Source organism: Magnetospirillum moscoviense (assembly GCF_001650635.1).
Taxonomy (GTDB): Bacteria; Pseudomonadota; Alphaproteobacteria; order Rhodospirillales; family Magnetospirillaceae; genus Magnetospirillum; species Magnetospirillum moscoviense.
Genome location: NZ_LWQU01000095.1, coordinates 26,327 through 39,496 on the forward strand (window position 1 = coordinate 26,327; position 13,170 = coordinate 39,496).

A 13,170-nucleotide genomic window follows, 5' to 3' on the forward strand; every position below is an offset into this window, starting at 1 on the left:
TGCGGGCATCATCAGCCGATGGCTGTCGTCGAGAATCCCACCCAACTTCCGGCCACCTTGGCCGACGACCTGGACCTGATCGCCGAGATGACCGGCGACTTCGCCCGCTCCTACGACATCGAGGAGACGTTGCGGGTCGGCCTGGCCCATATCAGCACCCGCATGGAGGCCGAGGCGGCCTCGCTGTTCCTGATGGAGGAAGGCAGCGGCGAGTTGGTGTGCCGGGCCTGTTTCGGCCCGACCGACGTGACCGGATTGCGGTTGCCCAATGGCCAGGGCATCGTCTGGCGCGCGGTCAGCCGCAACGCCACCGAATTGGTGCAAGACACCCGCGACGATCCCGACTTCGCCGCCCGGGTTGACGACGATACCGGCTTTCGCACCCGCTCGATCCTGTGTGCGCCGCTTTCCGTGCGCGACGAACGGCTGGGCGCCATCGAACTGTTCAACAAGAAGGGCGGCGGCAGCTTCGATTCCGACGATGTCCGCGTGCTGCAGGCGCTGGCCGCTTCCGCCGCGCTGGCCCTGATCAATGCCCGCCAGGCCGCCGCCATGGCCGAACGCCAGGCGCTGTCGCGCGAACTGGCCCTGGCCTCCGACATCCAGCGGGCCATGCTGCCCAAGGAAAGATGCGCGGAATTTCCCATCCATGGCATCAATTTGCCGGCCCGGGGGGTGTCGGGCGACTTCTTCGACGTGGTCGAACTGCCCGGCGGCCGGTTGGCCTTCGCCATCGCCGACGTCTCGGGCAAGGGCATGAACGCCGCCCTTCTGATGGCCAAGACCGCCAGCCTGTTCCGCTGCCTGGCCAAGCGCCTGGACGGCCCCGGCGCGCTTTTGCAGGCCATCGATTCCGAACTGGCCGAGACCGGGTCGGCCGGGATGTTCGTCACCATGGTCGCCGGCGTGCTGGACCCGGCCACCGGCCGCGTGCGTTTGGCCAATGCCGGGCACGAGCCGCCGCTTTTGTGCTGTGGTGCGCGCATGAGCCGCATCGACGAAGGCCTGCCGCCCTTGGGGGTGATCCCGGAAATGTTCGCCGCCGGCTGCCCGGAAAGCGAGATCGACCTGGCCGGCGGCGCCCTTTACCTGTTCACCGACGGCCTGACCGAGGCCGACGACGACGGGCGCATGTTGGGGTCCCTGGGGGTCGAGCGGCTGTTGACGCGCCATCGCCTGCTGCCGGCGCCCGAGCGCCTGCGCGCGGTGGTCGCCGAGGTCGCCCCCGAGGGCGCCGCGCTGAAGGACGATCTGACCATGCTGGTGGTCGAGGACCGTCGCGACGGCCCCTTGCTGCGCCGGCTTTATCCGGCGGTGCCGGCCAGCCTGGCCGAGGTGCGCCGGGCCGTCACCGGGGCGCTGACCGCCCAGGGACTGGAGGATTCCGTGGTCGGCGACATCATCCTGGCGGTAGACGAGGCCTGCCAGAACGTGGTGCGTCACGCCTATGGCGGCAGCGATTCCGGCGACATGATCGTCGAGCTTCGTCGCAAAGGCTGCGAATTGGTGATCGATCTGCTAGATTTTGCCGCTCCGGTCGATCCGGCCCGGGTGGTGCCGCGCGACCTGGACGATATTCGTCCCGGCGGATTGGGCACGCACCTGATCCGCGAGATCATGGATCGCGTCGAATTCTTGAAGCCGCCTGCCGGGGCGGGCAACCTGTTGCGGATGGTGAAGGGGCTGGGGAACCAATGAACGTGAATGTTCGCGAGCAAGAAGGTGCGATGGTGGTGACGCTGGAGGGCGAGATCGACCTGCAGCGTTCGCCCGCCGTGCGCAAGCAATTGATGGAGCTGATGTTCGACAGCCGCGATGTGGTGGTCGATCTGTCCGGTGTCGCCTATATCGATTCGTCGGGCATCGCCTCGCTGGTCGAGGCCTATCAGATGGCCCGCAAGAACAACAGCCGTTTCGTCCTGGCGGCGGTCAGCCAGCCGGCGATGCGGGTGCTGCAGCTCGCCCGTCTCGACAAGGTGTTCGCCTTGGCCGAGACCGTCGCGGCCGGGCTGAAGGCTTAAGGGCCGATGCGCGATCGGGTGCTGGACGTTCTGGAAAATGTCGGGCGCGCCACCACCCGGGGCGTCGCCGAGCTGGGATTCGCCGCCAGTCTGCTGGGCCAGTCGGTCTATTGGCTGGTGCTGGGCCGGGCGCGCAAGCAGCCGGTGCGCCTGGCCCCGATCTTCGCGCAAGCGATGGATATCGGCATCGCCGCCCTGCCCATCATCACCGTCCTGGCCGCCACCATCGGCCTGATGCTGGCGATCCAGGGCATCTATACGCTGAAGACCTTCGGCGCGGAAAGCCGCGTCACCCTGGGGGTGGCGCTGTCCACCGTGCGTGAATTCTCGCCCTTGATCACCGGCATCCTGGTGGCCGGCCGATCGGGTTCCGCCCTGGCGGCCCGGCTGGGGACCATGCGCATCAACCAGGAAATCGATTCGCTGACCGTGATGGGCATCTCGCCGGTGCGCTTCCTGGTGGTGCCGCCCCTGGTGGCGATGGTGGTGCTGATGCCGCTTCTGACCCTGTGGGCCGATCTGGTCGGGCTGGCCGCCGCCGGCCTTTACATCGCGGTGGAATTGCAGACCACCTTCGCCGCCTATGCCGACGAGGTGCTGTCGCTGTTGAAGCTGAACGATCTGCTGCACGGCCTGGCCAAATCGGCCATCTTCGCCGTGCTGGTCACCATCGTCGGCGTGGTCAACGGCGCCTCGGTGACCGGCGGCGCCGAAGGGGTCGGGCGGATGACCACCCGCTCGGTGGTGCACGCCATCTCGGCCATCGTCGTCACCGACATGCTGTTCGTCTTCATGGTGACCCGATGAGCCAGTCCTCCATCGTCGTCGAGAACCTGAACACCTTCTACGGGTCGCGGCACATCTTGAAGAACGTCTCGCTGACGGTCGAACCGGGCGAGATCTTCATCATCATGGGCGGTTCGGGCTCGGGCAAGACCACGTTGTTGAACCATCTTTTGGGGCTGTTGATCCCGACATCGGGGACCATCCGCATCCTGGGCAAGGACATCCATGCGGTGTCGGCCCTTGAACGCCAGGCCTTGCGCACCCGCATGGGGGTGGCGTTCCAGTCCGGCGCGCTGTTTTCGTCCATGAGCGTCGGCGAGAACATAGCGCTTCCGCTTCGCGAGCATGCCGAGCTGGACGAGACCACCATCGGCATCGTCACCCGCCTGAAGCTGGAAGTGGTCAGCCTGGCCGGCTTCGAGAATCTGATGCCGGCCGAGTTGTCGGGCGGCATGATCAAGCGGGCCGCCCTGGCGCGCGCCATCGTCATGGACCCGCGCCTTTTGTTCTGTGACGAGCCCTCGGCCGGGCTGGACCCGGTGGTGGCGTCCTCGATCGACGACCTGATCCTTAGGCTGCGCGACGCCATGGGCATGAGCATCGTGGTGGTCACCCACGATCTCGATTCCGCCTTCAAGATCGCCGACCGCATCTGCGTGCTCGACAAGGGCGAGGTGCTGGCGCTCGACACCGTCGATGCGATCCGCCGCTCGGACAACGAGCGTATCCAAAATCTTTTGAACCGCCGCACCGAAGAGGCCGAGGTCGATCCCGACGCCTATCTGCGGCGGCTGATGGGCGAAAAGGAGCGGAGCACCCGCTTCGGCCCGCAAGCGAGGAAGGGTCTATGAGGGACGCGCGCACCAATTACGTCATCGTCGGCTCGTTCGTGCTGGCCATGCTGGCGGCGCTGGTCGTCACCGTCGCCTTGCTGACCGGCCGCACCGGCTCGGCCGACATCTACTTCACCGAACTGGGCCATGTCGGCGGCATCAAGTTCGGCTCGAAGGTGACCTATGACGGCTTCGTCGTCGGCACCGTCGAGGATATCGAGCCGGTCCGCGTCGAGGGCAAGACCCGCTTCAAGGTCAAGCTGGCGGTCAAGGAAGGCTGGCCGGTGCCGGAAGGCTCGGTGGCGCGCATCACCGCGCCGGGCATCCTGGCCGCGGTGGTGGTCGATATCAAGGGCACCACCTCGGACAGTTTGCTGAAGCCCGGCTCGGCCATTCCCGGGGCTCCCGCCGCCAACATCTTCGCCGTCATGAACGACATGTCGGCCCAGGTCACCAAACTGAACCAGGAAGGGCTCTTGCCCTTGATGGCGACGCTGAACCAGCAGGTCGCCACCTTGGGCGGCGTGCTGGAAAAGCAGGCGCCGGAATTGCTGGCCAACCTGGCCCTGATCAGCACCGATCTGGCCGCCAAGGCGCCGCGCATCACCTCGGACGTCCAGAAGATGACCGGTACCCTGGCCAATTCCGTGGTCACCGAGCAGAACGCCGCCCAGATCGGCCAGTCCCTGAAGAACGTCGCCGAACTGACGGCCGGTCTGCAGGACAGCCGCAAGAAGCTGGACGGCATCATCGGGGCCATCGATGCCAACAAGGGCAATGTCGATCAATCCCTGAAGGATTTGCGTCATACCTTGCAGGCGGTGGCACGGACCATCGATTCGGTGACCTACAATCTGGAAGGCACCAGCCGTAACGTGCACGAATTCTCGCGCCAGATCCGCGACAATCCCGGCGTGCTGATCGGTGGCACCAAGGGCGCCGGCGACGGGCCGGGCAAGCGGTAGGAGAGGGGGATATGAGGAAGCAGGCTTTCATCTTGGTATTGGCCTCGGCCCTGTCCGCCTGCGCCTCGCCGGCACCGCCTCGGGACAGTTTCCACCGGCTCGAAATCGCCCAGCCCGCCCAGCGTTTCACCGCGCCGGTGCTGCCCGGCGTGCTGGAAGTCGCCCGGCTGGAAAGCGAAGGCATGCTGAACGAGCGGCCCCTGGCCTATCAGGAAGCCGACGGCTCGCTGGCCCGCTACCGCTATGATCTGTGGACCGAGGTGCCGGCGGTGATGCTGCAGGAACACCTGACCGAGGTTCTGCGCGGCGCAGGCATCGCCGGGACCATCACCACGCCCGATTTACGGGTGCCGCCCGACTGGATCCTGCGCGGCCGCATCTCGCGGTTCGAGCTGGTGCCGTCCTCGGGCAAGGTGGTGGCCAGGATCCGTCTGGCGGTGGTGTCGGCCAAAGACGGCGGCCTGGTGCTGCAGGAAACCTATGGGGCGGAGGTGCCGGCCGCCACCGGTCCCGATGCCGAGGTCAAGGCGCTGGGCGCCGCGGTCAGCGACATCCTGGCCCGCTTCGTCGCCGATCTGGGTCGGGCGCGGCGATGAGCCTTCGCAAGCGTCACGCTCCGCCGTCGCGCGCCAAGGCGCGGGGCAATGCCGTCACCCCCCGCGCGGTCGAGGTGACCGTCGACGAACTGGGCGCGCGCGGTGACGGCATCGCCCGTCTGCTGGGCGAGTTGGTGTTCGTGCCCTTCACCGTTCCCGGCGACCGGGTCATCGCCCGCATCGAGGGCCGGCGCGGCGACGGTCTGGTCGCCGCCCTGGTCGAGGTGCAAGCGCCCGGCCCCGACCGCGCCACCCCGCCATGCCCCCATTTTGGCCGCTGCGGCGGCTGTTCGCTGCAGCATGTGGGGGCCGCGTCCTATGGCGCCTGGAAGCGCGACCTGCTGGTCACCCATCTGGCCCGCCATGGTTTCGCCGACGCCCTTGTCGATCCGTTGATCCAGGTGCCGGCCGGGACCCGACGGCGGGCCACCTTCGCCTTCCATCGCTCGAAATCGGCGACGATCCTGGGCTTCAACGGCCGCGCCAGTCATACGGTGATCGACATCGATGCCTGCCTGTTGCTGGACCCGGCCCTGGCCGCCCTGATCGTCCCCTTGCGCCGCATGCTGGGCGAGGTGGTCGCCGCCGGCGAGGATGGCGACGTCACCATTCTGGCAGCCGATTCCGGGCTGGACGTGCTGGTGGAAGCCGATGCCCGGCTGGACCTGTTCGACCGCGAGCGCCTGGCCGCCTTCGCCGATTCCCACGATCTGGCCCGGCTGTCGTGGCGCCGGCCGGGGGCGGGCTTCGTCGATCCCATCGCGCGCCGCCGCCCGGCCGTGGTCAGCTTCGGACCCGTTCAGGTCGAGCCGGCCCCGGGCGGCTTCCTGCAGCCGACCAAGGACGGCGAGAACGCCATCGCCGCGGCGGTGCTGGCCGGCATCGGCCCGGCCCGTCAGGTCGCCGACCTGTTTTCCGGCTGCGGCAGCTTCACCTTCCCGCTGGCGGCGCAGGGCCGCACAATCCATGCCGTCGAGGGTGAGGAAGCCCCGGTTCGTGCCCTGGAAGCGGCCGCGTCCCGGGCCGGGCTGAAGGTCACGGCCGAGGTGCGCGACCTGTCGCGCCGTCCGCTGCACGCCCAGGAACTGAAGCGTTTCGACGCGGTTCTGTTCGACCCGCCCCGGGCCGGTGCGGCGGCTCAGGCCGAAATGCTGGCCGAATCGGGGCCGGATCGGGTGGTGGCGGTGTCGTGCAATCCGGCGACCCTGGCGCGCGACCTGCAGACCCTGGCCAAGGGCGGCTATCGGCTGGAACGGGTCACTCCCATCGACCAGTTCCCGAGGTCGGCCCATCTGGAAGCGGTGGCGGTACTGGTCAGGCACAAATAATTGTAGGACACCAGTTGCCACGCTGTGCGCGGCTGAGTAGAGTGGCGTCGCCCGAGCCTGTCCAGGTGGGCGTCCTCTCCCGTTTGCCAGAATGCCTGCCATGCGCCCGTTCGCCATCGTGGGACTTGTCGTCCTGACCTTTTTCCTCGCCCGTCCATTGGCGGCGGCCGAGCGTGCCATCGGCGTGTTCGGCGATTCGCTGGGCGACGGCGTGTGGAGTGCGCTGACCTTCCTTCTGAAGAAGAACGAGGGCGACAAGGTGTTTCGCTACACCAAGGTCGGCGCCGGCCTGACCCGGCCGGACTTTCCCGCCTGGATCGAGGAATTGCCCAAGAATCTCGAGGTCGATCGCATCACTCATGCCGTGGTGATGGTCGGGGCCAACGACCTGCAAAGCGTGCGCGACGAGAACCGGCGCGGATTCCTGTTCGGCACGCCGGGCTGGAAGCAGGTCTATCAGGCCCGCATCGAGAAGATGCTGGACGCCTTCGCCGCCCGCGACATTCCGGTAGTGTGGCTGGGCCTGCCGATCATGGCCAAGGACGAGTCCAACCAGGGCAGCCAGACCTTGAGCGAGGTGTTCGTGGCGGCGACCGCCAAGGGCAAGCGGGTCACCTATCTGCCGCTGATCGATGATTTCAAGGGCGAGGGCGGGGCCTTCGTTACCCATCTGCCCGACGATGCCGGCAAATCTCGGCAGGTCCGTCTCGAGGATGGCATCCATTTCACCCATTACGGTTACGAGCGAATTGCCCTGAAGGTGCTGGCCCGGTTCGCGGATAAGCCCTGATGGTTCTGCTGCGGCTGGCCCTGGTGGCGATGATGGCGGTAACGGGGGTAGGGGCCGCCCTGGCCGCGCCGCAGCGCAAATCCGCCGCCCCGACCCTGCAGACCGATTCCCGCAAGATGATCGCCCCCCAGGCGTTGGCCGGGTTCTACCGTGACCTCGCCCGGCTCGAGGCCGGCGAGATCGATCACCTGCACATCCTGCAACTGGGTGACAGCCACACTGCCGGCGACGTCTTCTCGGGCCGGCTGCGCAGCCGGTTCCAGCAGATGTTCGGCGCGGCCGGACGCGGCGCCATGCCGCCCGGCAAGACCTTTCCCGGCATCCGGCAAAAAGAGGTATCGCTGGCCCAGGGCGGCGCCTGGACCATGCGCAACAGCAAGCAGGGCAACCCCGACGATCTGGCCTATGGCCTGAGCGGATTCGTCGCCGTCAGCGGCCAGGGCGGCGGCTGGATGCAGGTCTCGCCCACCGAGGACAAGCTGTTCCAGTCGGCCCGGATCGATTTCCTGCATGCCGAGGTCGGCGGCGCCTTCGAGGTACTGCTGGACGGCGAGGCGGTCGAGACGGTGTCCACCGAAGGCCCCGACGGTCGGCCCGGCCATGTCCAGGTCGCGGCGCCGCACGGCGCGCGCACCCTGGGGCTGGCGACGTCCGCCCCCGATGTCCGGATCAAGGGCTGGTCCCTGCTCGAGGCGCGTCCCGGCGTGCTGGTGGAAAGCTTCGGCATCGTCGGCGCGACGGTGCGGGTGGTCGAACGCTGGCATCCGGCCAGCGTCGCCGCCGACCTGGAAGCGCTGCGCCCGACGCTGGTGATCTTGGCCTACGGCACCAATGAAGGGTTCGAGGTGACACTGGACCTGGCGGAATACCGCGCGACCTTCGCCCGCGTGCTGGGCCAATGGCGCCGGCGCGCCCCCATCCTGGTGGCCGGCCCGCCCGATGGCCGCCGGGCCGCCCCGGCCTGCAAGGAAAAGCCCAAAAAGGGCAAGAAGCCCGCGCCTTGCCGCTGGTTCACCCCCGCCAACCTGCCCTTGGTGCGGGCCATCCAGCGCCAGGAGGCGCAAGCAGCCGGTGCCGCCTTCTGGGACTGGTCGGCGCAAATGCCCGAGCCGGGCGGCATCGAACGCTGGGTCAAGGCCGAGCCGCCAATGGCCCGCGGCGATTACGTTCATTTCACCACTTTAGGGTATGAAAGTGCTGCGGATGCGCTGTTCGAGCAATTGATGGACGGTTACGCCCAGTTCAAGGCCAAATCCCTGCCGGTCAAGCCGAGATAGACATGCTGTTCCCGACGCTGAACTTTGGATTGTTCTTCCTGGTGGTGTTCTCGGTGGCCTGGGCGCTGGTCGGCCATCATCGCCTGCGCCTGGCCTTCCTGACCGCCGCCAGCTACCTGTTCTACGGCTTCTGGGATTGGCGGTTCTGCGCCCTGCTGGCGGCCAGTTCGCTGGGAAACCATCTGTTCGGCCGGCTGATCTTCGATTCCCCCGACCCCCAGCGGCGCAAGACCATCCTGACGGTGGCGATCGTCCTGAATCTGGGCTGCCTGGCCGTCTTCAAATATTTCAACTTCTTCCTGGAATCCTTGAACGAGTTGCTGATCCTGCTGGGCGTCGGGCGCGACCTGCCGTTCCTGTCGGTGCTGCTGCCGGTCGGCATCTCGTTCTTCACCTTCCACGGCATCTCGTACCTGGTCGATCTGTATCGCGGCACGCTGGACCGCCCGGCTTCCGCCCTGCAGATGCTGCTTTACATCTCGTTCTTCCCGCAATTGGTGGCGGGTCCCATCGTGCGCGCAGCCCATTTCCTGCCCCAGCTCCGGCGACCGGTCGATCCGGCCGAAATTCCGGCAATCCGCGCCTTCCTGCTGATCCTGGGCGGGTTGTTCAAGAAGGTGGTGGTGGCCAACATCCTGGCCACCGAACTGGTGGACCCGGTGTTTCGCGACCCGCAGGCCTTTGGCGCCATCGACCTGATGCTGGCCGCCTATGGCTATGCGGTGCAGATTTATTGCGATTTTTCCGCCTATACCGACATCGCCATCGGCGTGGCCGCCCTGTTCGGCTATCGCTTTCCGCAGAACTTCAACCAGCCCTATCGCGCCGTCGGCCTGCGCGATTTCTGGCGGCGCTGGCACATCTCGTTGTCATCGTGGCTGCGCGACTATCTGTACATCTCGCTGGGCGGTCAGGACCGGCGGACCCGCAACCTGATGATCACCATGCTGCTGGGCGGGCTGTGGCACGGCGCCGCCTGGACCTTCGTCGCCTGGGGGCTGCTGCATGGGGCGATGCTGGTGGTCGAACACCGGGCAGCCCAAGGCCGCCAGCCTTTGGCCGGCTGGCAACGGGGGGCGGCCGTTTTGGTCACCTTCCATCTGGTGTGCCTGACCTGGATTTTGTTCCGTGCCCCCGATCTGGGGCTGGCCCTGGACTATCTGGCCGGCTTCGCCCGCTTAAGCCAGGCCAGCCAGGTCGCCCAACCCATGGTGCTGGCCCTGCTGGCCGGCGGGATCGGTGCCCATTTCCTGCCGGCCGGCCGGCTGGATTGGCTGGAACGCCAGGTCGCCACCTTGCCGCGCACGGCCCAGGCCGCCGCCTTGGGCGCGGCGATCGTGCTGATCGACCGCCTGGGACCCGACGGTGTCGCCCCCTTCATCTATTTCAGGTTCTAGCCATGAGCTATCTGTCCCAACCGCCCCGCCCGTTGACCCGCCGCCCCCCGGTCGAATCCATGACAGGTGCGGTGCGCATGCCGCTTCACAGCGTCATCCGGATGGTGGCGCTGGCCAGTGCGGTGACGCTGGTCTTGGGCTCGCAGGCCATCCTGGATTGGGCGTTGGCCTTGCCGGTCCATCCGGCCAGCGATCTGGCGGTGAATGCGGCCGACCAGTGGCACGCCTGGATGGGCCAGGTCGGCCTGACCCGTCCGGCCGAGGCGGCCCGGTCCGGCTTTCGCCAACTGCAGAATTAATAGTTGCCCGTGGAAAAGTCCCTCGGCTTCGCCTCGGTGTACTTTTCCCCGATGTTTGTTTGGAAATCCCGTGCTCAAGCAAGCTTTCCGCGCGGGATTGGTGTGTTTTCCCGCCACGAGGCGAGCACGGCTCGCCTCGTGGCGGCCACGGTTTTGCCGGATTTGCGGCCCAAGGGGCCGAAAATCCGGCAAAACGACAGGCCTGAAAAATAGGAGCAGGGCCGTCCCAAGCCTATTTTTCTCTTTTTGAGCCAACGTGCGAAAGTACACTGAGCGAAGCGAAGGACTTTTGCGCGGACGACTCAATATCCGCGCAGACCCATGGCCAATTGGCGATAGAACTGGCCGTTGCCCTTGGCCTGTTCGGCGGTCAGGTCCTTGCGGGCCATCCGCTCGGCGGCGGTAACGTCGCCCTTCAAGGCCAGCAGCAGGGCATAATTCTGGCGGACCTGAGCCTTGGCGGCGGGTTGTTCGTTGGCCTGGCGCAGGGCGTCGAGCGCGCCGTCCAGGTCGCCCGATTGGGCGCGAGACAGGCCCAGATTGTTCAACACCACCGGATTGTCGGGATTGATCGCCAGGGCGGTCAGATAGGCCGCCTGCGCCTTGTCCCATTGTTCCTGGTAATCATAGGCGACGCCCACGGCCGAGACGATCTCCCAATTCTTCGGCGCCTTTGCCTGGGCTTCCTGAAGGGTGCGCAGCGCCAGGCCCAGGCGGTCTGCGGCCAGATAGGCCTTGCCCAACTCGGCCAGCACCAGGGCCGAGCGTTCGCTTCCGGCCAGGGAGTTCAACAAATCGATCGCCCCCTGCGACGCCCCCGAGAAGCGCAGGTTGCGCGCCAGCGACAGGGCCAGGCGCTGGTCGTCGGGATGGCGGTCCAGCAGGGCGCGGTAATGCTGGACGGCGCTGCGGTAATCATAGGACGCCTCGGCCTCGCGGGCGGCCTGGCGCAGCGACGGCTCGACCGCTTCGGACAGGCCCGAGATGGTGGGGGTGCTGGTCTGGGTGGTGCCGCAGCCGCTAAGAATAATGGCGAGCGCACTTGCAGACAAAACAGCACGAAAACTATATAAAATTTTCGACATTTTGTTTTCCTCTGGTCCGCAGCAAGTTAACTGCTATTACCATATGCCAGAATGCGGCCTTGTTTCCAGCGCTATTATATTTTGAATGGGTCATTGGTTTGTGTTAGTGTGATTACTGTATGATAACGACTGAAGTGGGGCTTCCCATGCGTGCCGCCATATTGACCGCCCTTCTTGTTGTGCTGGCGCTTCCGGCCTGGGCCGAGCCGTTGCGGGTCGGCCGGGACGAGGTCATCGTGGTGCCGCTGAACGGTGCCGCCCGCGACGTGGTTGTCGGCAATCCGCGTGTCGCCGACGTTCAGGTCCAAGGGTCGCGCCGGCTGGTGGTGATCGGCAAGGGCTATGGCGAAACCAGCCTGACCGTGCTGGATGGCGCCGGCCGGGTGCTGCTTAGCCAGCCCGTGGTGGTGACCGGCGGCGACCAGCGCCAGGTGTCGGTTATCACCGCCGACAAGTCCGGCTTCAAGGAAACTCATTTCTCGTGCGCGCCGCGTTGCGTTCGTGTGCTTGAGGATCAGGCACCGGGCACGCCGGCGCCCAAATAGGCCTTGGGCCGTGTTCGCCCTGCTTCACCATGACGGCGGCGCCGTCGCGCCGTTGACCGCCATCACCCTTCCGGTCCTGCTGGGGCTGGTCGGGCTGGGGGTGGAAACCGGCATGTGGTACGCCGACAAGCGGGTGTTGCAGGTCCAGGCCGACGCGGCGGCCATGGGCGGCGCCTTCGAGGTGGCCGACGGTGGCCAGGCCTCGAGCGCGGCGGCCCGCGACGCCGCCCGCAACGGCTTTTCCCAGGCCAATGGCGGCAGCCTTTCGGTGGCGGTGCCTCCCGGTTCGGGGGCCTATGCCGGCGATTCCAGCGCCGTCGAGGTGACGGTCAGCCGCAGCCGCACCCTGCTGTTCGCCGGATTGTTCCTAGGCGGCGACGCTGTGACCATCCGCGCCCGCGCCGTGGCCCGGGTCATCCAGAACGGCCAGGCCTGCGTGCTGGCGCTGGAAGGGGTGCAGTCCCAGGCGCTTTACTTTACCGGCAGCGCCACCATCAACCTGATCGGCTGCGGCGTCGCCGCCAATTCCACCAGTGCCCAAGCGATGCAGGTGTCGGGCAGCGCTACCTTGAACACCGACTGGGTCGATCTGGTCGGCAATTATTCGGTATCGGGGTCGGGGGTGTTGAATTCGGCGGCGACGCCCCGCACCGGCATCTCGCCCATCGCCGATCCGTTCGCCGATCTGCCGTCGCCCAGCACCGGGTCGTGCTTGAAGACCGGCTATAAAAGCAAGGCCCAGCAATCCGAGACGCTGCAGCCCGGCACCTATTGCGACGGCATGGAAATCGGTTCGCAAGGCGACGTGACGCTGTCGCCCGGCACCTACGTCGTCAAGGGCGGCACCTTCAAGGTCAACGGCAATGCCAGCCTGACCGGCAGCGGCGTGACCATCATCCTGACGGGCACCGGCAGCGATTACGCCCTGGCCGACATCAATGGCGGGGCCAGCATTTCCTTGACCGCGCCTAGCACCGGCGATTATGCCGGGATCGCCTTTTATCAGGATCGCAACGCGCCCACCGGGCCGGACAACAAGTTCAACGGCGGCTCGACCATGAACATCAACGGAGCCATCTACTTCCCCCGGCAAGAGGTCAAGTTCACCGGCGGCAACGCCACCGGCGGCGGCTGCACCCGCATCGTCGCCCGCGAGGTGGTCTTCACCGGCAGCGCCGACATGGAAAACAATTGCGCGGCGCTGGGGTTGGACACCAGCACCACCAGCGTCCGCCTGGTGGAGTAGAA

Annotated in this window: 15 protein-coding genes; 14 read left to right on the forward strand and 1 reads right to left on the reverse strand. The window is 66.7% G+C overall.

All coding sequences use genetic code 11. From position 1 onward, the window contains the following. Positions 1 to 18: 18 nt before the first annotated feature. The 12 genes from A6A05_RS04445 (at position 19) to A6A05_RS20665 (ending at position 10,505) form a co-directional block, all read left to right on the forward strand. Complete coding sequence (locus A6A05_RS04445; protein WP_068497871.1) at positions 19 to 1,698, forward strand: ATP-binding SpoIIE family protein phosphatase; 1,680 nt, start codon at positions 19 to 21, stop codon at positions 1,696 to 1,698. Further along, positions 1,695 to 2,021, forward strand: a complete 327-nt coding sequence (locus tag A6A05_RS04450; protein ID WP_068497873.1) for an STAS domain-containing protein — start codon at positions 1,695 to 1,697, stop codon at positions 2,019 to 2,021. Before A6A05_RS04445 ends, A6A05_RS04450 begins: the two co-directional genes overlap by 4 nt. Positions 2,022 to 2,027: 6 nt before the next feature. Beyond that, a complete protein-coding gene (locus A6A05_RS04455; protein WP_068497874.1) occupies positions 2,028 to 2,828 on the forward strand; it encodes an MlaE family ABC transporter permease in 801 nt (266 codons plus the stop codon). Continuing rightward, positions 2,825 to 3,658 carry an ABC transporter ATP-binding protein gene (locus A6A05_RS04460; protein ID WP_068497876.1) on the forward strand — a complete coding sequence of 278 codons (834 nt, stop codon included), beginning with the start codon at positions 2,825 to 2,827 and terminating at the stop codon, positions 3,656 to 3,658. Before A6A05_RS04455 ends, A6A05_RS04460 begins: the two co-directional genes overlap by 4 nt. Beyond that, positions 3,655 to 4,605: an MlaD family protein gene (locus tag A6A05_RS04465; RefSeq protein ID WP_068497878.1), complete on the forward strand. Its 951-nt coding sequence runs from the start codon at positions 3,655 to 3,657 to the stop codon at positions 4,603 to 4,605. Before A6A05_RS04460 ends, A6A05_RS04465 begins: the two co-directional genes overlap by 4 nt. An 11-nt stretch (positions 4,606 to 4,616) precedes the next feature. Beyond that, positions 4,617 to 5,201 carry an ABC-type transport auxiliary lipoprotein family protein gene (locus tag A6A05_RS04470; protein WP_068497879.1) on the forward strand — a complete coding sequence of 195 codons (585 nt, stop codon included), beginning with the start codon at positions 4,617 to 4,619 and terminating at the stop codon, positions 5,199 to 5,201. Further along, positions 5,198 to 6,529 (forward strand): class I SAM-dependent RNA methyltransferase, encoded by a 1,332-nt coding sequence (locus A6A05_RS04475; RefSeq protein WP_068497880.1) that lies wholly within the window; start codon positions 5,198 to 5,200, stop codon positions 6,527 to 6,529. The genes A6A05_RS04470 and A6A05_RS04475 overlap by 4 nt, the downstream gene beginning before the upstream one ends. Positions 6,530 to 6,629: 100 nt before the next feature. After that, entirely contained in the window at positions 6,630 to 7,319 is a 690-nt protein-coding gene (locus A6A05_RS04480) for an SGNH/GDSL hydrolase family protein (protein WP_068497883.1), read from the forward strand. Further along, positions 7,319 to 8,596 carry a GDSL-type esterase/lipase family protein gene (locus A6A05_RS04485; RefSeq protein WP_068497884.1) on the forward strand — a complete coding sequence of 426 codons (1,278 nt, stop codon included), beginning with the start codon at positions 7,319 to 7,321 and terminating at the stop codon, positions 8,594 to 8,596. The genes A6A05_RS04480 and A6A05_RS04485 overlap by 1 nt, the downstream gene beginning before the upstream one ends. A 2-nt stretch (positions 8,597 to 8,598) precedes the next feature. Continuing rightward, a complete protein-coding gene (locus tag A6A05_RS04490) occupies positions 8,599 to 9,993 on the forward strand; it encodes an MBOAT family O-acyltransferase (RefSeq protein ID WP_068497886.1) in 1,395 nt (464 codons plus the stop codon). Between the two features lie 2 nt (positions 9,994 to 9,995). Further along, entirely contained in the window at positions 9,996 to 10,292 is a 297-nt protein-coding gene (locus A6A05_RS04495) for a hypothetical protein (RefSeq protein WP_068497888.1), read from the forward strand. Between the two features lie 3 nt (positions 10,293 to 10,295). After that, the gene (locus tag A6A05_RS20665) at positions 10,296 to 10,505 is read left to right on the forward strand and encodes a hypothetical protein (protein WP_156520893.1); all 210 of its coding nucleotides are present in this window, start codon (positions 10,296 to 10,298) and stop codon (positions 10,503 to 10,505) included. Between the two features lie 89 nt (positions 10,506 to 10,594). On the opposite strand, the gene A6A05_RS04500 is transcribed toward A6A05_RS20665, so the two are convergent. Further along, a complete protein-coding gene (locus tag A6A05_RS04500; RefSeq protein WP_245644192.1) occupies positions 10,595 to 11,344 on the reverse strand; it encodes a tetratricopeptide repeat protein in 750 nt (249 codons plus the stop codon). A 179-nt stretch (positions 11,345 to 11,523) separates the two neighbouring features. Here A6A05_RS04500 and A6A05_RS04505 point away from each other — a divergent pair, with 179 nt between their 5' ends. Then, the gene (locus A6A05_RS04505) at positions 11,524 to 11,922 is read left to right on the forward strand and encodes a pilus assembly protein N-terminal domain-containing protein (RefSeq protein WP_068497892.1); all 399 of its coding nucleotides are present in this window, start codon (positions 11,524 to 11,526) and stop codon (positions 11,920 to 11,922) included. Positions 11,923 to 11,932: 10 nt separating this feature from the next. After that, the gene (locus tag A6A05_RS04510) at positions 11,933 to 13,168 is read left to right on the forward strand and encodes a pilus assembly protein TadG-related protein (protein WP_172822187.1); all 1,236 of its coding nucleotides are present in this window, start codon (positions 11,933 to 11,935) and stop codon (positions 13,166 to 13,168) included. Positions 13,169 to 13,170: the final 2 nt, after the last annotated feature.

Bases quoted from the DNA above. Each gene is read 5' to 3' on its own strand.
- A6A05_RS04445 (WP_068497871.1), top strand. From the start codon at position 19: ATGGCTGTCGTCGAGAATCCCACCCAACTTCCGGCCACCTTGGCCGAC.
- A6A05_RS04450 (WP_068497873.1), top strand. From the start codon at position 1,695: ATGAACGTGAATGTTCGCGAGCAAGAAGGTGCGATGGTGGTGACGCTG.
- A6A05_RS04455 (WP_068497874.1), top strand. From the start codon at position 2,028: ATGCGCGATCGGGTGCTGGACGTTCTGGAAAATGTCGGGCGCGCCACC.
- A6A05_RS04460 (WP_068497876.1), top strand. From the start codon at position 2,825: ATGAGCCAGTCCTCCATCGTCGTCGAGAACCTGAACACCTTCTACGGG.
- A6A05_RS04465 (WP_068497878.1), top strand. From the start codon at position 3,655: ATGAGGGACGCGCGCACCAATTACGTCATCGTCGGCTCGTTCGTGCTG.
- A6A05_RS04470 (WP_068497879.1), top strand. From the start codon at position 4,617: ATGAGGAAGCAGGCTTTCATCTTGGTATTGGCCTCGGCCCTGTCCGCC.
- A6A05_RS04475 (WP_068497880.1), top strand. From the start codon at position 5,198: ATGAGCCTTCGCAAGCGTCACGCTCCGCCGTCGCGCGCCAAGGCGCGG.
- A6A05_RS04480 (WP_068497883.1), top strand. From the start codon at position 6,630: ATGCGCCCGTTCGCCATCGTGGGACTTGTCGTCCTGACCTTTTTCCTC.
- A6A05_RS04485 (WP_068497884.1), top strand. From the start codon at position 7,319: ATGGTTCTGCTGCGGCTGGCCCTGGTGGCGATGATGGCGGTAACGGGG.
- A6A05_RS04490 (WP_068497886.1), top strand. From the start codon at position 8,599: ATGCTGTTCCCGACGCTGAACTTTGGATTGTTCTTCCTGGTGGTGTTC.
- A6A05_RS04495 (WP_068497888.1), top strand. From the start codon at position 9,996: ATGAGCTATCTGTCCCAACCGCCCCGCCCGTTGACCCGCCGCCCCCCG.
- A6A05_RS04505 (WP_068497892.1), top strand. From the start codon at position 11,524: ATGCGTGCCGCCATATTGACCGCCCTTCTTGTTGTGCTGGCGCTTCCG.